The organism is Mesoterricola silvestris, assembly GCF_030295405.1.
Taxonomy (GTDB): Bacteria; Acidobacteriota; Holophagae; order Holophagales; family Holophagaceae; genus Mesoterricola; species Mesoterricola silvestris.
In genome coordinates, this window is record NZ_AP027080.1 from 2635005 (window position 1) to 2651761 (window position 16757).

The 16757-nt window shown below is 68.6% G+C and carries 19 protein-coding genes; 5 read left to right on the forward strand and 14 right to left on the reverse strand.

Annotated features, from left to right (window positions below; genetic code table 11):
- Positions 1-195: 195 nt before the first annotated feature.
- Genes R2J76_RS11450 through sucC form a run of 5 tightly spaced genes read right to left on the reverse strand, consistent with a single transcriptional unit; the run spans position 196 to position 4064 of the window.
- The gene (locus R2J76_RS11450; RefSeq protein WP_316411723.1) at positions 196-756 is read right to left on the reverse strand and encodes a 2'-5' RNA ligase family protein; all 561 of its coding nucleotides are present in this window, start codon (positions 754-756) and stop codon (positions 196-198) included.
- A 57-nt stretch (positions 757-813) separates the two neighbouring features.
- Positions 814-1608 carry a phosphatase PAP2 family protein gene (locus tag R2J76_RS11455; protein WP_316411724.1) on the reverse strand — a complete coding sequence of 265 codons (795 nt, stop codon included), beginning with the start codon at positions 1606-1608 and terminating at the stop codon, positions 814-816.
- Entirely contained in the window at positions 1608-2489 is an 882-nt protein-coding gene (sucD, locus tag R2J76_RS11460) for a succinate--CoA ligase subunit alpha (protein WP_316411725.1), read from the reverse strand. Before sucD ends, R2J76_RS11455 begins: the two co-directional genes overlap by 1 nt.
- 22 nt (positions 2490-2511) lie before the next feature.
- Positions 2512-2910: a hypothetical protein gene (locus R2J76_RS11465; protein WP_316411726.1), complete on the reverse strand. Its 399-nt coding sequence runs from the start codon at positions 2908-2910 to the stop codon at positions 2512-2514.
- Positions 2907-4064: an ADP-forming succinate--CoA ligase subunit beta gene (gene sucC / locus R2J76_RS11470; RefSeq protein ID WP_316411727.1), complete on the reverse strand. Its 1158-nt coding sequence runs from the start codon at positions 4062-4064 to the stop codon at positions 2907-2909. The genes R2J76_RS11465 and sucC overlap by 4 nt, the downstream gene beginning before the upstream one ends.
- Positions 4065-4184: 120 nt before the next feature.
- Here sucC and R2J76_RS11475 point away from each other — a divergent pair, with 120 nt between their 5' ends.
- The gene (locus tag R2J76_RS11475) at positions 4185-5753 is read left to right on the forward strand and encodes a type IV pilus twitching motility protein PilT (RefSeq protein WP_316411728.1); all 1569 of its coding nucleotides are present in this window, start codon (positions 4185-4187) and stop codon (positions 5751-5753) included.
- A gap of 15 nt (positions 5754-5768) precedes the next feature.
- Here the strand turns inward: R2J76_RS11475 and R2J76_RS11480 are convergent, their stop codons facing one another.
- From R2J76_RS11480 to R2J76_RS11500, 5 genes are all read right to left on the reverse strand, one after another.
- Complete coding sequence (locus R2J76_RS11480; RefSeq protein ID WP_316411729.1) at positions 5769-6083, reverse strand: type II toxin-antitoxin system RelE/ParE family toxin; 315 nt, start codon at positions 6081-6083, stop codon at positions 5769-5771.
- A gap of 11 nt (positions 6084-6094) precedes the next feature.
- On the reverse strand, positions 6095-6367 hold the full coding sequence (locus tag R2J76_RS11485; RefSeq protein WP_316411730.1) for a type II toxin-antitoxin system Phd/YefM family antitoxin: 273 nt from the start codon (positions 6365-6367) through the stop codon (positions 6095-6097).
- 107 nt (positions 6368-6474) lie between these two features.
- The gene (locus tag R2J76_RS11490) at positions 6475-7470 is read right to left on the reverse strand and encodes a polyprenyl synthetase family protein (protein WP_316411731.1); all 996 of its coding nucleotides are present in this window, start codon (positions 7468-7470) and stop codon (positions 6475-6477) included.
- A gap of 3 nt (positions 7471-7473) precedes the next feature.
- Complete coding sequence (locus R2J76_RS11495; protein ID WP_316411732.1) at positions 7474-7971, reverse strand: YajQ family cyclic di-GMP-binding protein; 498 nt, start codon at positions 7969-7971, stop codon at positions 7474-7476.
- A complete protein-coding gene (locus R2J76_RS11500) occupies positions 7961-8611 on the reverse strand; it encodes an NUDIX hydrolase (protein ID WP_316411733.1) in 651 nt (216 codons plus the stop codon). Before R2J76_RS11500 ends, R2J76_RS11495 begins: the two co-directional genes overlap by 11 nt.
- Positions 8612-8661: 50 nt before the next feature.
- Between R2J76_RS11500 and R2J76_RS11505 the strand changes: the two genes are divergently transcribed.
- Complete coding sequence (locus R2J76_RS11505; RefSeq protein ID WP_316411734.1) at positions 8662-9285, forward strand: outer membrane protein assembly factor BamD; 624 nt, start codon at positions 8662-8664, stop codon at positions 9283-9285.
- A 34-nt stretch (positions 9286-9319) separates the two neighbouring features.
- Here the strand turns inward: R2J76_RS11505 and tdh are convergent, their stop codons facing one another.
- The gene (gene tdh, locus R2J76_RS11510) at positions 9320-10351 is read right to left on the reverse strand and encodes an L-threonine 3-dehydrogenase (RefSeq protein WP_316411735.1); all 1032 of its coding nucleotides are present in this window, start codon (positions 10349-10351) and stop codon (positions 9320-9322) included.
- Positions 10352-10366: 15 nt separating this feature from the next.
- Entirely contained in the window at positions 10367-11554 is a 1188-nt protein-coding gene (locus tag R2J76_RS11515; RefSeq protein ID WP_316411736.1) for a glycine C-acetyltransferase, read from the reverse strand.
- A gap of 99 nt (positions 11555-11653) precedes the next feature.
- Here R2J76_RS11515 and R2J76_RS11520 point away from each other — a divergent pair, with 99 nt between their 5' ends.
- Genes R2J76_RS11520 through R2J76_RS11530 form a run of 3 tightly spaced genes read left to right on the forward strand, consistent with a single transcriptional unit; the run spans position 11654 to position 14712 of the window.
- Positions 11654-12202: a hypothetical protein gene (locus R2J76_RS11520; protein ID WP_316411737.1), complete on the forward strand. Its 549-nt coding sequence runs from the start codon at positions 11654-11656 to the stop codon at positions 12200-12202.
- 31 nt (positions 12203-12233) lie between these two features.
- Entirely contained in the window at positions 12234-13763 is a 1530-nt protein-coding gene (guaA, locus tag R2J76_RS11525; RefSeq protein WP_316411738.1) for a glutamine-hydrolyzing GMP synthase, read from the forward strand.
- 52 nt (positions 13764-13815) lie between these two features.
- Entirely contained in the window at positions 13816-14712 is an 897-nt protein-coding gene (locus tag R2J76_RS11530) for a TIGR01777 family oxidoreductase (RefSeq protein WP_316411739.1), read from the forward strand.
- Between the two features lie 2 nt (positions 14713-14714).
- On the opposite strand, the gene R2J76_RS11535 is transcribed toward R2J76_RS11530, so the two are convergent.
- Positions 14715-15356 carry a redox-sensing transcriptional repressor Rex gene (locus tag R2J76_RS11535; protein ID WP_316411740.1) on the reverse strand — a complete coding sequence of 214 codons (642 nt, stop codon included), beginning with the start codon at positions 15354-15356 and terminating at the stop codon, positions 14715-14717.
- A gap of 33 nt (positions 15357-15389) precedes the next feature.
- Positions 15390-16694: a tRNA (N6-isopentenyl adenosine(37)-C2)-methylthiotransferase MiaB gene (gene miaB / locus R2J76_RS11540; RefSeq protein WP_316411741.1), complete on the reverse strand. Its 1305-nt coding sequence runs from the start codon at positions 16692-16694 to the stop codon at positions 15390-15392.
- Positions 16695-16757 lie beyond the last annotated feature (63 nt).

Genomic DNA, 16757 nt, shown 5'->3' on the forward strand with positions numbered 1-16757 from the left:
GCCGGGATGGTGTTTGGTGCCTTGGGTGGCGCTGCGGCCGGCCTCGGAATTGACGCGGGAGGCGCTTACATAGCCGGTGGAGATCGAAGTAAGATCCCAAGCCTTAACCGGCAATATCCGTGGAGGCCTGAGCACATGGCGGTATGCCATTAAATCAAAAACCATTGGAGAAAGTTGGGATAAGGACACCAACGCTCAGGGCTCCCCCGCCGCCGCCAGCCTTCCCGTGAGCGGGAAGCGGTCGCAGGGCTCGTAGCGGGGGCCGATCCAATCGAAGAGGGTGAGGTTGCGCACCTCGAAGGCGAGGTGGAGGTTCTGCTGCAGCACCAGGTCCACGGCCTGGCCGTAGGTTCCGCGGACGGGGTCGCCCTGGGCCAGGGTGATGTGGGGAACCCAGCGTTCGGGGACGTACAGGGGGGGGATCCGGCCGCCCAGCTTCGCCACTTCGGCGCAGACGCCCTGGTGCAGCTCCGACAGGACGGGGGTCTTCACCACGGGGGCGAAGAGGATCCGGGCGGGGGCGCCGAAGAGGCCGATTCCGCTGGTTTCCAGCATGAAGGGGGGGAGGGACTGGGAGACCCGTTCCAGGAGGCTCTTCACCTCGTAATGGGTCAGGCCTTCGAAGGCCATGAGGGTGAGGTGGGGAAAGGGGACCTTGTGGACCCCGGCCAGGCCGAATTCGGTTTCCAGCAGCGACCACACCTCCCTCACCCGGCTGGCTGCCGGGTCGTGGAGAACCAGGGCGATGGTGGACATGGAAGCAGTATAACGGATCGCGGTGGTTAAAACCGAGCCCAGGGCGGATAACTCTCGTTAAAAACGAGCGGTGACCGTGACGCCCTTGAAGCCGGGGGAGAAGGCCGGCTCGACGCTGAAGGCCGCCCGGCCCGCATGGCTCCGGATGCCTTCGTTGACCCGCACCACGGCGCGGCCCATGACGGTGCCCACCAGGGCCCCGGCCACGACGTCGGAGGCGAAGTGATCCCGGGTGCCCAGGCGGGCTACGCCCACCAGTCCGGCGGCCCCGTAGGCGCACCAGCCCACCCAGGGCTCGGTGGACCGCATGGAAATCACGGAGGCCATGGCGAAGGCCTGGGCGGCGTGGCCGGAGGGGAAGCCGTCCTGGGAGGATAGGGCGCGGAAATCGTGGGTGCCCTTCCCGTCCAGGGGCCGGGCCCGGCCGGCGCCGTACTTCAGGGGCAGGATGGCCGCCTGGGCCAGCACCGTGGCCACGCCCATGTCCACGATGACCGAGCGGGGCTCGTCCTTGCCCAGGACGGTGAAGCCCAGGTAGCCCGCGCCCATGAGGACGAGGCCGGCGGTGCCGCCGGGCCGGGCGAGGTTCGTGGCCAGGCGGTCCCGGGCGTCGGTGTGGTTGCGCTTGGAGGCGTCGTCCAGGGTCTTGTCCAGGAGGACGGCGGTGCCCAGGACGGCGGCGGCGCCCAGGCCCAGGGCCTTCCAGTCGGAAGCGTCCCAGGAAGCCGGCGCCTGGGCCACGGACTTCGCATCCTCCCAGAGCAGGCCGGGGAGCTTGGGGATTTCATCGCGGGAGTAGGGGGTCTGGCCCCAGAGGGCGGTGCTCGCCAGGACGATCGCGAGGACCTTCATCAGGACCTGGCAGCCAAACGCTCGGCCATGGCCTTGCCCATTTCGGCGGGGCTCACCACCACGGTGATGCCGGCGGCCTCCAGGGCAGCCATCTTTTCCTTGGCGGTGCCTTTGCCGCCGCTGATGATGGCGCCGGCATGGCCCATGCGCCGGCCCGGAGGGGCGGTCTGCCCTGCGATGAAGGCCACCACGGGTTTGGTCACGTTGGCCTTGATGAAGGCGGCGGCCTCCTCCTCGGCGTTGCCGCCGATCTCGCCCACCATCACGATGGCGTGGGTGTCGGGGTCGGCCTGGAAGAGCTTGAGGCAGTCGATGAAGTTGGTGCCGTTGATGGGATCGCCGCCGATGCCCACGCAGGTGCTCTGCCCGATGCCCAGGGCGGTGAGCTGGCCCACGGCCTCGTAGGCCAGGGTGCCGGAGCGGGAGATGATGCCCACGTGGCCGGCCAGGTGGATGCGCCCGGGCATGATGCCGATCTTGGCCTGGCCGGGGGTGATGACGCCGGGACAGTTGGGACCCACCAGCCGCTGCCCGGGGTGCTCGGCCAGGACGCGCTTGACCTTGACCATGTCCTGCACGGGGATGCCCTCGGTGATGCAGACGATGAGCTCGATGCCGGCGTCCAGGGCCTCCAGGATGGCGTCGGCGGCCGCCGGGGGCGGCACGAAGATCATGGTGGCGTTGGCGCCCGTGGCCTTGCGGGCGGCCTTGACGGTGTCGAAGACGGGAAAGCCGTCCACTTCGGTGCCGCCCTTGCCGGGGGTGACGCCGCCCACCACCTGGGTGCCGTACTCCCGGCAGCCCTTGGCGTGGAAGAGGCCTTCCCGGCCGGTGATGCCCTGGACGATCAGGCGGGTGGAATTGCCGAGCAGGATGGACATGGTGACCTCGGATGGAAGGGGTTCAGGCGTCGTCGCGGAAGGCGTCGGGGTCCGGACCCGGCGCGGGCCGGGCCTCGTTCGGGAGGGAGTCCGGCAGCCTCGACTTGAGCGCGCGGAGCTCGGTGAGATACTGGCGCTTGACGGCGTCGAGCTCCAGGTTCCTGCGGTACAGCTGCAGCACGAGGGCCACCACCACCGCCAGGTTAAGCGGCACGGCGATCCACATGAGGAGCGGGGCGTGGAAGGTGGTCCGCTCCCAGTTGCCCGCGCCCACGATCCAGATGAAGAGCCACATCATGGGCAAAAAGCCCACGGTGACGAAGAAGAAGCCCCATCCGATGCGCCAGGCACCCCGGTGCATCACGGACTGGTACTCGGCCCACTTGGCCTCGTACTGGGCCTTGGGATCGGCAGCCGTCATCGGATGGAGGCCACGACCTTGCGCGCCGCGTCGTCGAGGTTGGCGGCCACCTGGATGCTCAGGCCGCTCTCGGAGAGGATCTTCTTGCCCTGCTCGACGTTGGTGCCCTCCAGGCGCACCACGACGGGGACCGTCACGCCGATGTCCTTGGCGGCGTTCACCACGCCCGCGGCCACGATATCGCACCGCATGATGCCGCCGAAGATGTTCACCAGCACCGCCTTGACGCCGGGGTCCTGGAGGATGATCCGGAAGGCGTTCTTCACGGCCTCCTCGGAGGCGCCGCCGCCCACGTCCAGGAAGTTGGCGGGGCTCGAGCCGTGGTACTGGATGATGTCCATGGTGGCCATGGCCAGGCCGGCGCCGTTGACCATGCACCCGATGCTGCCGTCCAGCTTGATGAAGTTCAGGCCGTATTTCGAGGCCTCGATCTCCGCGTGGGCCTCCTCGTTGAGGTCGCGGTAGGCCACGATCTCCGGGTGGCGGAAGAGGGCGTTGTCGTCGAAGGCGATCTTGGCGTCCAGGGCGCAGACGTCGCCCTGGGCGGTGACCACCAGGGGATTGATCTCCACCATGGAGCAGTCCTTCTCCACGAACAGGCGGTAGAGGTTCTGGAAGAAGGTGGCGCCCTTCTTCCAGCTGTCGCCCTCCAGGCCCAGGGCGAAGGCCAGTTCCCGGGCCTGGTGGCCGGTGAGGCCCAGGGCCGAATCCACGGCGATCTTCACGATCTTCTCGGGGGTGTGCTCGGCGACCTCCTCGATCTCAACGCCGCCCTCCGTGGAGGCCAGGGCCGTGACGCGGCCCGTGGCGCGGTCCACCAGGAAGCTCAGGTACAGCTCCCGGGCGATGTCCACGGGATCGGAGAGGAACACGGTGTGGACCGTGCGGCCCTCGGCGCCGGTCTGCTTCGTGACGAGATTCATCCCGTTCATCTTCGTGAAGAGCTCCGCGGCCTCCTCGGGGGTCTTGGCGAACTTGACGCCGCCGCCCTTGCCGCGGCCGCCGGCGTGGATCTGCGCCTTGACGACGCTCCTGCCGCCCATCTCCCGGGTGATGGCCGCGGCCTCGGCCGCATCCCGGGCAACCCGCCCCCCCGGGGTGGCGACGCCGTACGTCCGGAGCAGTTCCTTGGCCTGGTATTCGTGGATATTCATCAGGTCTCCTGGAGGTTGACAAGGGTTGCGGAGCGCATAGTGTATCCGGATCCTGGGTCTTTGTATCAACGAGCCCGAGGTCGCTTTAGGCTAGACTGGGGGTTCCCCTTGGAGCCCGCCATGCCCCAGTTGGACCGCCTGCTGGCCCACATCTCCCCCCGGGGCGGACTGCGGCTCCGCCTGGAGCCCAACGCCCCGCCCATCCTGGAGCTGGCCGGAGGCACGGAGATGCCCCTCCTGGCCAATCCCCTGCCCCCGACCATGGTGGAGGTCCTGGCCAAGGAGGTGGTGCCCCTGGAAAGGGAGGCCGCCCTGGCCGCCACGGGCGAGGCCTATTTCGACCACGAGGCCGGCGGGGAGGTGTACCGCATCCTGGTGAACCGCGGGCCCCAGGGCACCCGCATCACCGCGGAGCCCTCCCGGGGCGCCGCCACCGCGACCCAGCCCCTGCCCCGCCGCACGAATCCCCCCGCGCCCATACCAGCCCCAGCTCGCGTTCCGCCCCCGGCGCCCGTTCCGGCCCCGGCGCCCGTTCCGTCCCCCGCGCCCGCCGCGGCCGGCACCCCCGGGCAGCCCATCTACGGCACCCATCCCCTGGCGGAAGCGCTGTTCCGGGCCCTCCTGGAGCACAAGGGCTCCGACCTCCACCTCAGCTCCTTCGAGGCGCCCATCGTCCGGGTCCACGGGGACATGGAGGACCTTTCCGATTTCGGGATCCTGGGACCCAGCCAGATCATGGAGCTCATGGAGGCCCTGGCCCCCGCGGCCGCGTGGCGCCAGTTCACCGAGAAGAACGACGCGGATTTCGCCTACCCCTTCGAGGCCGGCGGCTGCCGCCTGCGGGTGAACTACTTCATGGATCGCGTGGGGCCGGGCCTGGTGTGCCGGGTCATCCCCAACGAGATCCCGGACCCCGACAAGCTGGGCCTGCCGGACCCGGTCCGGCGCCTCGCGGCCCTGAGCAAGGGCCTGGTGCTCGTCACGGGCCCCACCGGGTCGGGCAAGTCCACCACCCTGGCCGCCATCATCGATATCGCCAACAAGCAGCGCGACGATCACATCCTCACCATCGAGGACCCCATCGAGTTCGTGCATCCCCGCAAGCGCTGCCTGGTGAACCAGCGGGAGGTGGGCACCCACACCGAATCCTTCAAGTCCGGCCTCCGGGCCGCCCTGCGCGAGGACCCCGACATCGTCATGGTGGGCGAGATGCGGGACCTGGAGACCATCTCCATCGCCCTGGAGACGGCCATCACGGGCCACCTGGTCTTCGGCACCCTGCACACCTCCAGCGCCATCGGCACCGTGGACCGCATCGTGGACCAGTTCCCCGCGGACCGCCAGCAGCAGATCCGGGTGATGCTGGCCGACGCCCTCAAGTGCGTCATCAGCCAGGCCCTCCTCAAGCGCGTGGGCGGAGGCCGCATCGCCGCCCTGGAGACCCTCTTCATCACCCCCGCCATCTCCAACCTCATCCGCGAGGGCAAGAACTTCCAGATCCCCAGCGCCATGCAGACGGGCCGCGCCTACGGTCAGAAGCTCATGAACGACGCCCTGGTGGAACTCATCCAGGCCAAGCAGGTGGAGCCCAAGGAAGGGTACCTGAAGTGCCCGGACAAGGAATCCTACATGAACGCGCTCAAGCGCGCCGGAATTGATTGGGACCTGCGGGCCCACGAGGCAAGCTAGGTCGGCCGTGTCCTTCTAATCCCTCAGGACGCGACGTTCCAGTTGGCTCTGGAATTCGCGTCTCCCGTCGGCAACCAGGAGCAGGAGGGCCTGGTTTCCCGCAATCCGATAGATCAGGCGGTAGGGCTGGAACATCACCTGCCGGAATTCCCGGATGCCCAGGTTCAACAGTTCCTTGGGGCAGGAGCCGCGTTCGGGGAATTCGGCGAGATCGTTCGCGGCGTCGAGGATGCCTTCCAGGATGCGCTCGGCCACCGTGGGGCCCTCGCGCTCCGCCAGGAAAGCGACGATCTCGGCCAGATCGCCTTCGGCTCCCCGCGTGACCCGCACCTCATGTCCCATCAGGGACGGATGCCGGCGCGCAGGCGCTTGCCTACTTCGGAGAGGGGACGGGTCCGCCCCTCCTCCGCCTCACGGGTGCCGATGGCCAGGAGCTTGAGGAGGGCGAGGGTCTCCTGGGTCTCCTCGTACGAGGTCACGTCCTGGAGCACGGCCTTCGCTTCCCCGTTCTGGGTGATCACCAGGGGTTCCCGGCGCCCGGAGAGCTGGAGCAGGACTTCTGCGGCGTGGGCCTTCAGATGGGTGATGGGTTTGACCTGGGCCGAGTACTTCATGGCGCCTCCGCAGGACTTAATATAGTCCTTTATCGGTCCTTGGCCAGTTCCTGATCCGGTGGAAAAGGGCGGCTGGCCGCGCCGTCGCGGGATTTACCACCGGGGCCTCAGTTGCTGCGGGCCAGGAGGATTCCGGGGATGTCCAGGAGCAGGCGCCGGGTGCCATCGTGTCCCGCCACCGGTTTTAGCGCCGCCGTGGCCGCCTCGGAGGCCCTGCGGGCCAGGTCGCGGGTCTCGGCGAGGGCGTCGTGGCGCTCCAGGAGGGCGCGCAGGGCCTTCTCGTCGGCGGGGGAGATGGGGAGCTTCTCGCCGTTCTCCCAGATGCGGGCGATGATGGGGCGGGCTTCCTGGGGGGCCCGCTCCAGGAGGGTGAGCATGGGGAGGGTCAGCTTCCCTTCCCTCAGGTCCGAGAAGACGGGCTTGCCCATCTCGGCCTCGGTGGAGGTGTAGTCCAGGAGGTCGTCCACCAGCTGGAAGGCCCTGCCGATCTCCAGGCCGTAGCGGCGCAGGGCCTCGCAATCGGCTTCGGGGCGCCCGGCCAGCACGGCGCCGGTCTCGGTGCAGCCCGAGAACAGCAGCGCGGTCTTGCGCTCCTGGATATCGAAGTAGTCCTTGCGGGTGGTGTCCAGGTTGAACAGGCAGTCGTTCTGGATGAGCTCGCCCTCGATCATGCGGGTGGTGACCTCGGCCATGATCTCCAGCATCCGGAAGGACCTGCCGGCGATGGCGGAGGACATGGAGCGCAGGTAGAGCAGGTCCCCGAAGAGCACCGTGAGGGTGTTGCCCCAGAGCGCGTTGAGGGTCGGCTTGGCCCGGCGGGTCTGGGCGTGGTCGATGACGTCGTCGTGGATGAGGGTGGCCGTGTGCATCATCTCGAAGACCACGGCGAACCGCACGTCCTCGGTGGACTCCACCCCGCACAGGCGGCTGCCCAGCAGCACCAGGGCGGGCCGCAGGCGCTTGCCCTTGCCCGAACCCACGTGGGAGGCCAGCCTCCCCACCACGGCCACGTCGGATTCCATCTGGCGCTGCAGCTCCTCCTCCACTTCGGAAAGCTTGGAGGAGATGGGCAGGAAGTAGCGCAGCAGATCGATGCGGGACATCGCTCAGTTCCGGTAGTTCGTGAACTGGAGGTCGAGGCCCTGGTCGTTCTTCTTGAGAAGGGCGATGGCGTCCTGCAGGTCGTCCTTGTTCTTGCCCGAGACCCGCAGCTGGTCGCCCTGGATGGAGGCCTGCACCTTGACCTTGGCGTCCTTGAGCACCTTCACGAGGCCCTTGGCCTTCTCGGTGGGGATGCCCTGGAGGATCTTGACCTCCTGGCGGCAGGTGCCCTTGCTGGCGGGCTCCACCTTGCCGAACTCCATGGCCCGGATGCTCACGCCCCGCTTGACCAGCTTGCTCTGGAGGACGTCCACCACGGCCTTGAGCCGCACCTCGTCGTCGCTGGCGAGGACGAGAACCCCCTCCTCCTTCAGGTCGATCTTCGAGATGGAGCCCTTGAAATCGAAGCGCTGGCCGATCTCCTTCATGGCCTGCGTGACGGCGTTCTTCACCTCGTCCATGTCCACCTTGGACACCACATCGAACGAACAATCAGTGGCCATCAGCCCCTCCGTGATCCTCCAATGTAGCATCCCCGTGACAATTTAGCTTCCTCTTGAGGTCCTCCCAGCCCTCCCAGAGGAAGAGCCTCAGCAGGGCCACCTGCACGAGGGCGTGGTCGATGCGGCCTTCCCGGAGCATGGCCTCGGCCTCCTTCCAGGGCACGGCCCACACGCGCAGCTCCTCGGAGGGATCCAGGTCCAGCCCCGCCTCGCACCGGCAGTCCAGGCCCAGGAAGAAGTGGCAGCGGTTGTCCTGGATGGCCGGATTGGGGGAGCAGCTGCCCAGGCTGATCCAGCGGTCCGGGATGTGGCCGGTCTCCTCCAGCAGCTCCCGGCGCCCGGATTCCCCGGGCTCCTCCCCGGGGTCGCACACGCCCCCCACCACCTCGAAGGTGCTCGCGCCGATGCCGTGGCGGAACTGCTCCACCAGGAGCAGCTCCCCCTCCCGGGTGAAGGCCACGACGTTCACCCAGTCCGGGCACAGCAGCCGCGTGAAGCCGTGCTCCCGCTCGGTATGGGGCGACCTGCGCCGCACGAGGATATGCCGGAAGAGGCGGGTCTCGCCCTTCACCTCCACGACCTTGTCCACCCAGGGGCGGGAGGGGTCGAATCCGGGGGAGTGCTGGGCGAGGAGGCGCATGGGTCCAGTCTAGTCTTCATTCCCCGGCGGGTTGGTGCTATGGTTCGGCCATGGACGTTCCACGAGCATCGTTTCTGGCCCTGGCCGCGGTTCTGCTCACCGGTTGCAGCACCGAGGATCCCCGGCTGCCCGAGAAGCTGTATGAAGAGGCCATAGACCTCAACCGCCAGGGGCGGAACCAGGAGGCCCAGAGCCTCATGAAGCAACTGGCCTCCCAGTACCCCGAATCCCCCAAGGGCCAGCAGGCCACCAAGGACCTCTACACCCTGGAGGCCCTGCTCCGCCAGGACCTGCGCGACCGCACCCGGCAGCTCCACGGCAGCATGAAGCGCGTCGCGGACGCCCTGACGCGCTTCAAGGGCAAGCACGGCGAGTACCCGCGCTTCCTCTCCGCCCTGGTGCCCGATTACCTGGAGCAGATGCCCGAGACGCCCTGGAAGCACCCCTTCTTCTACCGGCCCTACGTGACCACGCCGATCATGGATGTGAAGGACCGAAGGGGCCGGGTGGCCCAGGTGTTCAGCACCAAGTTCGACGGCTACGTGCTGGTGAGCCTGGGCGTGGACATGCAGGTGGGCGGCGACGACCTGGCCGCGGACACCTACGTGGTGAACGGCGAATGGTACAAGGGCAGCGCCCCCCCGCCCATCCCCACGCCCCAGCCGCTGCGCTAGGCCAGGCTCCTAGGGATGGGCGGGGTCGGCCCTCCTACTTGACGCCCCAGTCCAGGATGACCTTCCCGGACTTCCCGCTGCCCATGACCTCGAAGCCCTGGCGGAAGTCCTCGATGGGGAAGTGGTGGGTGATGATCGGGCTGATGTCCAGGCCGCCCTGGATCATGGCGGCCATCTTGTACCAGGTCTCGAACATCTCCCGGCCGTAGATGCCCTTCAGGAACAGGCCCTTGAAGATCACCTTGCCCCAGTCCACGGCCACGTCCTCCCCGAGGATCCCCAGCATGGCGATGCGGCCGCCGTTGGCCATGGAATCGATCATGCCGCGGAAGGCCGACGCGTTGCCGCTCATCTCCATGCCCACGTCGAAGCCTTCGGTCATGCCCAGTTCCTTCTCCACGTCGGCCAGCTTCTCCCGGGAGACGTCCACGGCGCGGGTGGCGCCCATCCTGCGGGCCAGGTCCAGCCGGTAGGGGTTCACGTCGGTGATCACGACGTTGCGGGCGCCCACGTGCTTGGCGATGGCCACGGCCATGATCCCGATGGGGCCGGCGCCGGTGATGAGCACGTCCTCCCCCACCATGTCGAAGGACAGGGCGGTGTGGGCCGCGTTGCCGTACGGATCGAAGATGGAGGCCAGGTCGTCGGATATGCCGTCGGGCACCTTGAACAGGTTGGTGGCGGGAAGGGACAGGTACTCCGCGAAGGAGCCGGGGCGGTTCACGCCCACGCCCCGGGTGTTGGGGCAGAGGTGGCGCTTGCCGGCGCGGCAGTTGCGGCAGTGGCCGCAGACGATGTGGCCTTCGCCGGAAACCCGGTCGCCCACCTTGTAGCCCTCGACCTCGTCGCCCACCTTCTCGATGATGCCCACGTACTCGTGGCCCACGTGCATGGGCACGGGGATCGTCTTCTGGCTCCAGGCGTCCCAGTTCCAGATGTGCATGTCCGTGCCGCAGATGGCGGACTTGTGGATGCGGATCAGCACGTCGTTGGGGCCCGTCTCCGGCATGGGGACGTCCTCCATCCACAATCCGGGTTCCCGCCTGCTCTTGACCAGTGCTCTCATGGCCTGTCTCCTTGATTACTTGATGACGCCCAGGGCGCGCCCGACCTTGGCGAAGGCGGCGATGGCCACGTCCAGGTCCTCGCGGCTGTGGCCCGCCGACATCTGGGTGCGGATGCGGGCCTGGCCCTTGGGCACGACGGGGAAGAAGAAGCCCGTGACGTAGACGCCCTCGTCCAGGAGCCGGGAGGCGAATTCCTGGGCCAGGGGGGCGTCGTAGAACATCACCGGGATGATGGGGTGCTCGCCGGGGAGGAGCTTGAAGCCCAGCTTGCCCATCTCGGTGCGGAAGTGCAGCGCGTTGGCCCGCAGCTGGTTGCGCAGGCCGTCGCCTTCCTTGAGCATGGCCAGCACCTTGAGGCTCGTGGCGGTGATGGAGGGGGCCAGGGTGTTGGAGAAGAGGTAGGGCCGGGACTTCTGCCGCAGCCAGTCGATGACCTCCTTGGAGGACGACACGTAGCCGCCCGAGGCGCCGCCCAGGGCCTTGCCCAGGGTGCCGGTGATGATGTCCACCCGGCCCATGACCCCGTGGTGCTCGTGGGTGCCCCGGCCCTTGGCGCCGATGAAGCCCACGGCGTGGCTGTCGTCCACCATCACCATGGCGCCGTATTTCTCGGCCAGGTCGCAGATGGCGGGAAGGTTGGCCAGGTAGCCGTCCATGCTGAAGACGCCGTCGGTGACCACGAGCTTGAACCGGGCGCCGGAGGCCTCCTTGAGCTTGGCTTCCAGGTCCGCCATGTCGTTGTTGGCGTAGCGGTAGCGCTGGGCCTTGCACAGGCGGATGCCGTCGATGAGGGAGGCGTGGTTGAGGGCGTCGCTGATGATGGCGTCCTCCTCGCCCAGCAGGGGCTCGAAGACCCCCCCGTTGGCGTCGAAGCAGCTGGAATAGAGCTGGGTGTCCTCCATGCCCAGGAAGTCGCTGATCTGGGCCTCCAGCTCCTTGTGGATGTCCTGGGTGCCGCAGATGAAGCGCACGCTGGACAGGCCGAAGCCGCGGCGGCCCAGGGCCTCCCGGGCGGCCTCCACCAGGGCGGGATGGTTGGCCAGCCCGAGGTAGTTGTTGGCGCAGAGATTGATGACCCGCTTCCCGTTGGCCTCCACCCAGGGGCCCTGGGGGCTGGTCATCACCCTCTCGTTCTTGTAGAGCCCCTGCTCCCTGAGGGCGCGGGTTTCATCGGCGAGGTGGTTGAGAAAGAGCTTGTTCACGTTGGACCCCTTTTCGGCTCGGCCATTATAGGACGGGGAATTCGTGAGACTAGTCACGTACTCCCGGCCCCACTAGAATTGGGCCAGAGGGTCCACCCCATGCGCATCCTGCTCGCCATCCCCGTCCTGGTAGCCGCCCTGGCCTGCGGTTCCCCCAAGCTCTCCCGCAGGGAGGCCGAAGGCGACATCCGCAAGGACTACCCCGTCCAGATCGTCGTGACCATCCCCGAATCCGCCTCGGCCATCAAGGGCTCCCCGGAACACGCCCGGCTCGTGGCCCTGCAGGAGGCCGTGGCCGCCAAGGGCGCCTTCGCGGTCACGCGGAAGGCGGAGGGGGACCGCGAGACCTTCGCCTTCAAGCCCGGCGCCTCCGCCCCCAAGGAGGCCAGCCTTTCCGCCAAGGGCTACGAGCTCCCCGCCGCCGAGGCGGAGTTCGTGCGGGCCCTGCGCATCGAATACATGCGGGATTCCGCCCGGGTCACCTACCAGATCCGCCTGTCCAGGCCCACGGCCTGGTTCGGCCTCTTCCAGACCCTCCACCCCGGGGTGCGCCCCGGGGAGACCAAGGAACGCCACGCCTCCTACCGCCGGGAGGGCCGCAGCTGGGTCCTGCAGAACACCGACGAGACCCTGAAGAAGGCCCGATAGGCTCTGGTATCATTAAATTTTAGGGGCCCAAATGCACCATGAGCGCGTCGCCATCCTCGATTTCGGGTCCCAGTACACGCGACTGATCACCCGCCGCCTGCGCGATCTGGGCGCCTTCGGACTGGTGTACGGCCCCGGCGCCACGGCCAAGGAGATCGGCGGGCCCGACCTCAAGGGCGTGATCCTCTCCGGCGGCCCCAATTCGGTCATGGAGGACGGCGCCCCGGACCTGGACCCGGCCATCCTGGCCCTGGGGGTGCCCATCCTGGGCATCTGCTACGGCCAGCAGCTCCTGGCGCGCAACCTGGGCGGGGTGATCCACCGCTCCAGCCGCAGGGAGTACGGCAAGGCCATGATCCGCGTCCTGGACCCCGAAAGCCTCCTCTTCCGGGGGCTGGAGACGGAGCTCCAGGTGTGGATGAGCCACGGCGACCACGTGGAGCAGGCCCCGGCGGGCTTCGCCATCACCAGCCACACCCGGGGCGTCCCCGTGGCGGCCATGGAGGACCGGGCCCGGCGCATCTACTGCATCCAGTTCCACCCCGAAGTGACCCACACCCAGCACGGGTCCAAGGTGCTCATGAACTTCCTCCACGTGTGCGGCATGAAGCTGGACTGGAACACGGGGCAGTTCATCGAGGAGAAGACCCGGGCCATCCGCAAGCAGGTGGGCACCGGCCGGGTCGTGCTGGGCCTCTCGGGGGGCGTGGATTCCAGCGTGGCCGCCGTGCTCCTGCACAAGGCCATCGGCAAGCAGCTCACCTGCGTGTTCGTGGACACCGGGGTCATGCGCAAGGACGAGATGGCCCAGGTGCAGGAGGCCTTCGCGCCCTACGACATGACCGTGAAGTGGGTGGACGCCCGCCAGGCCTTCCTGGGGGCCCTGGAGGGGGTGAGCGACCCCGAGCAGAAGCGCAAGATCATCGGCCGCACCTTCATCGAGGTCTTCGACAGGGAGGCCGGGCAGGTCCAGGCGGATTTCCTGGCCCAGGGCACCCTGTACCCCGACGTCATCGAGAGCTCCGGCGTGGGCGGGGCGGTGCTGGTGAAGTCCCACCACAACGTGGGCGGCCTCCCGGACGTCATGAAGCTCAAGCTGGTGGAGCCCCTGCGGGAGCTGTTCAAGGACGAGGTGCGCCGCGCGGGCCTGGCCCTGGGCCTGCCCGAGGACATGGTGTGGCGCCACCCCTTCCCGGGACCGGGCCTGGCGGTGCGCATCCCCGGGTGCGTCACCGCGGAGCGGGTGGCGATCCTCCAGAACGCCGACGCCATCTTCATCGAGGAGCTCAAGGCCTCCGGCTGGTACCGCAACACCTCCCAGTGCTTCGCCGTGCTCCTGCCGGTGCAGACCGTGGGCATCATGGGCGACGAGCGCACCTACGAGAACATGTGCGCCCTGCGGGCCGTGACCAGCGAGGACTTCATGACCGCCGACTGGGCCCGCCTGCCCCACGAGCTCCTGGAGAAGGTGGCCCAGCGCATCGTCAACGAGGTCAAGGGCATCAACCGGGTGGTCTTCGACATCACCAGCAAGCCCCCCGCGACGATCGAGTACGAATAGCCGGGAGCGCGGCGCCCTCCGGCGGCATCCCATATCCCAGGGAGGGCATTCGATGGCGGAAGGCATGCGTGTGGTGGTGGCCGGCGGCACGGGACTGGTGGGGAGGCACCTGGCGGAGGCCCTGGCCCGGGAGGGCGCCGAGGTGCGGATCCTGAGCCGCAGGCCCGGCCAGCCCTACTCCTGGGACGATCTGCCCCGGGCCCTGGAGGGCGCGGGGGCCGTCGTCAACCTCGCCGGGGAAGGCATCGCCGACCGACGCTGGACCGCCTCCCGCAAGGAGGCCATCCTCCGCAGCCGGGTGGAGGCCACGGAACGGCTGGTGGCGGCCATGGGCGCCCTGCCCTCCCCGCCCTCCGTCCTGGTGAACGCCAGCGCCGTGGGCATCTACGGCCCCATGGACGGGCGCCCCGTGGACGAGGGCCGGGAGCCCGGCAAGGGCTTCCTGGCCAAGGTCTGCCGCCAGTGGGAGGCCGCCGCGGACGGGGCCCTGGCCCTGGGGGTCCGGGTGGTCAAGCTGCGGCTGGGGGTCGTCCTGGCCCGGGACGGGGGCGCCCTGCCGAAGATGGCCTTCCCCGTGCGGATGTTCCAGGGCGCCAAGCTGGGCCACGGCCAGCAGGGCCTCAGCTGGATCCACGTGGACGACCTGTCGCGCCTCGTCCTCGCGGCCCTGGGGGACCCCGCCTACGCGGGCCCCGTGAACGCCACGGCCCCCCGCCCCGTCACCAACGAGACCTTCACCCGCGCCCTGGCCCGCCGCCTCCACCGGCCCCTGCTCCCCGTGCCCGGCTTCGTGACCCGCACGGCCCTGGGGGCCCTGTTCGGGGAGATGGGCCGGGAGATGCTTCTGGAAGGGGCCTTCGTGTACCCCCGCAGGGCCCAGGAGCTGGGCTTCGCGTTCCGGTTCGAGCGGGTGGAGGATGCCCTGGCCGACCTGCTGGACCCGGCCTGAATTCAGCCCCGGAAGGTGCCCCGCTCCGAGAGCTTCCGGCTGAAGATCGCCAGGCTCGCGTAGAGCTCCACGTTCTCCACGATGATGTCCTCGGGCACGTCCAGGGTGATGGGGGCGAAGTTCCACATGGCCCGGATGCCGCCCTGGACCATCACCTCGGCCACGTGCTGGGCCCGGTCCGCGGGGATGGTGAGGATGCCGATGGTGATGTGGAGCCGCCGGATCACCTCCTCCAGCTTGTCCACGGGGTACACGGGCACGCCGTGGATCTTCTTGCCCACCTTGGAGGGGTGGGCGTCGAAGGCGGCGGTGATGCGGATGCCGGCCTTGTCGAAGCCCGGGTACCCCAGCAGGGCCGAGCCCAGGTTCCCCGCGCCCACGAGGCAGGCGTCGGAGGCCGAGTTCCAGTTCAGGAAGGTCTCGATGGAGGCCAGCAGGTCCGCCACGCGGTGGCCCACCTTGGGCTTGCCCTGGCTCCCGGTGGCGGCCAGGTCCTTGCGCACCTGGGTGTGGTGGATGCCCAGGTCCTCGGCCATCTGGGTGGCGGAGATGATCTCCTGCCCTTCGCCCTGGATCCGCTTCAGGTAGTGGTAGTACTTCGGCAACCGACGCAACGTTGGGGTGGGTACGGCTGAGGCTGCCATGGATTTTCTCCGAAGTGAGTATACCCAGTAAGCCTAGGCAAGCTCACCCCTAAGAAAATGCGGCCCCGCCCCGGTGACCCGGATGTCCACCAGTTCCCCGAAGGGCAGCCGCCGCCCCTCCGGCACCGCCAGGTGCACGTTCTTCCACTCCCCGGTGCGGGCCAGCCAGTGGCCCCCGTCCAGGGCCCCCTTGCTCTCCACCCGGGCCTTGAGGGAGCGGCCCACCATGCGCTGGTTGCTTTCCAGGGTCAGCTCGGTCTGGCGGGCCTGGAGCCGGGTGAGCCGCCGGGACTTCTCGGCCTGGGGCAGATCGTCGGCCAGCCGCAGCGCGGGGGTCCCGGGCCGGGGGGAGTACACGAAGCTGAAGGACTGGTCGTAGCGCACCCGCTCCAGCAGGGCCAGGGTGTCCTCGAAGTCCGCCTCGGTCTCCCCGGGGAAGCCCACGATGAAATCCGTGGAGAGGTGGATGCGCTCCCGGGCCCCGCCCAGGTAGGCCAGGCGCTCCAGGTACTGCTCCACGGTGTACTCCCGGCGCATGCGCCGGAGCACCGCGTCGCTGCCGCTCTGCACGGGCAGGTGGAGGAAGGGGGCCACCTTGGAGTTCGTCGCCAGGGTCCGGGCCAGCTCCTCCGTGAAGTTCATGGGGTGGCTGGTGGTGAAGCGGATCCATTCCAGGCCCTCGACCTCGGCCACCCGGTCCAGGAGCTGCGCGAAGGTGCAGCCCCCCAGGTAGCTGTTCACGTTCTGACCCAGGAGCTCCACCTCCCGGAAGCCCATGGCCACGAGGTCCTCCACCTCGGCCACCACGTCCTTCCAGGGCCGGTGGCGCTCCACGCCCCGGGTGGTGGGCACGATGCAGTAGGTGCAGGCGTGGTTGCAGCCCTCGATGATGGTCACCAGGGCCTTGGCGGTGCTGTGGCGCAGGGTGGTTTCCGGGGGGAACAGGTGGTTGTCGGGGTAGTCCCCGGTGTCCATGACCCGGGCCTTGCCGGCGCGGGCCTCCTCCACCAGCCGCGGCAGCTGCTGGAGGGCCATGGTCCCGAGGACGAAGTCGATCTGCGGGGCCCGCCGGAAGAGCCCGGCCTTCTCCTGCTGGGCCAGGCACCCCGTGACCCCCACCAGCAGGGGCCGGCGCTTCTTCTCCTCCCGCAGGCGCCCCAGTTCCGTGTAGACCTTGTTCACGGCCTTCTCCCGGATGGAGCAGGTGTTCAGGAGCACCACGTCGGCGTCCTCCACCCCCTCGGCCGCCTGGAACCCTTCCTTTTCCATGAGACCCGCCAGCTTCTCGCTGTCGTGGTCGTTCATCTGGCATCCCCAGGTCTCGATCAGGTACTTCATCGCCCACCGCAAATGGACATTCTACCGGGGGAGGGTGGATTTGTGTCGTTGCCCGCCGCCGAG

Coding starts and splice junctions, on each gene's coding strand:
- R2J76_RS11450 (WP_316411723.1), bottom strand. CDS start 756: ATGTCCACCATCGCCCTGGTTCTCCACGACCCGGCAGCCAGCCGGGTG.
- R2J76_RS11455 (WP_316411724.1), bottom strand. CDS start 1,608: ATGAAGGTCCTCGCGATCGTCCTGGCGAGCACCGCCCTCTGGGGCCAG.
- sucD (WP_316411725.1), bottom strand. CDS start 2,489: ATGTCCATCCTGCTCGGCAATTCCACCCGCCTGATCGTCCAGGGCATC.
- R2J76_RS11465 (WP_316411726.1), bottom strand. CDS start 2,910: ATGACGGCTGCCGATCCCAAGGCCCAGTACGAGGCCAAGTGGGCCGAG.
- sucC (WP_316411727.1), bottom strand. CDS start 4,064: ATGAATATCCACGAATACCAGGCCAAGGAACTGCTCCGGACGTACGGC.
- R2J76_RS11475 (WP_316411728.1), top strand. CDS start 4,185: ATGCCCCAGTTGGACCGCCTGCTGGCCCACATCTCCCCCCGGGGCGGA.
- R2J76_RS11485 (WP_316411730.1), bottom strand. CDS start 6,367: ATGAAGTACTCGGCCCAGGTCAAACCCATCACCCATCTGAAGGCCCAC.
- R2J76_RS11490 (WP_316411731.1), bottom strand. CDS start 7,470: ATGTCCCGCATCGATCTGCTGCGCTACTTCCTGCCCATCTCCTCCAAG.
- R2J76_RS11495 (WP_316411732.1), bottom strand. CDS start 7,971: ATGGCCACTGATTGTTCGTTCGATGTGGTGTCCAAGGTGGACATGGAC.
- R2J76_RS11500 (WP_316411733.1), bottom strand. CDS start 8,611: ATGCGCCTCCTCGCCCAGCACTCCCCCGGATTCGACCCCTCCCGCCCC.
- R2J76_RS11505 (WP_316411734.1), top strand. CDS start 8,662: ATGGACGTTCCACGAGCATCGTTTCTGGCCCTGGCCGCGGTTCTGCTC.
- tdh (WP_316411735.1), bottom strand. CDS start 10,351: ATGAGAGCACTGGTCAAGAGCAGGCGGGAACCCGGATTGTGGATGGAG.
- R2J76_RS11520 (WP_316411737.1), top strand. CDS start 11,654: ATGCGCATCCTGCTCGCCATCCCCGTCCTGGTAGCCGCCCTGGCCTGC.
- guaA (WP_316411738.1), top strand. CDS start 12,234: ATGCACCATGAGCGCGTCGCCATCCTCGATTTCGGGTCCCAGTACACG.
- R2J76_RS11530 (WP_316411739.1), top strand. CDS start 13,816: ATGGCGGAAGGCATGCGTGTGGTGGTGGCCGGCGGCACGGGACTGGTG.
- R2J76_RS11535 (WP_316411740.1), bottom strand. CDS start 15,356: ATGGCAGCCTCAGCCGTACCCACCCCAACGTTGCGTCGGTTGCCGAAG.
- miaB (WP_316411741.1), bottom strand. CDS start 16,694: ATGAAGTACCTGATCGAGACCTGGGGATGCCAGATGAACGACCACGAC.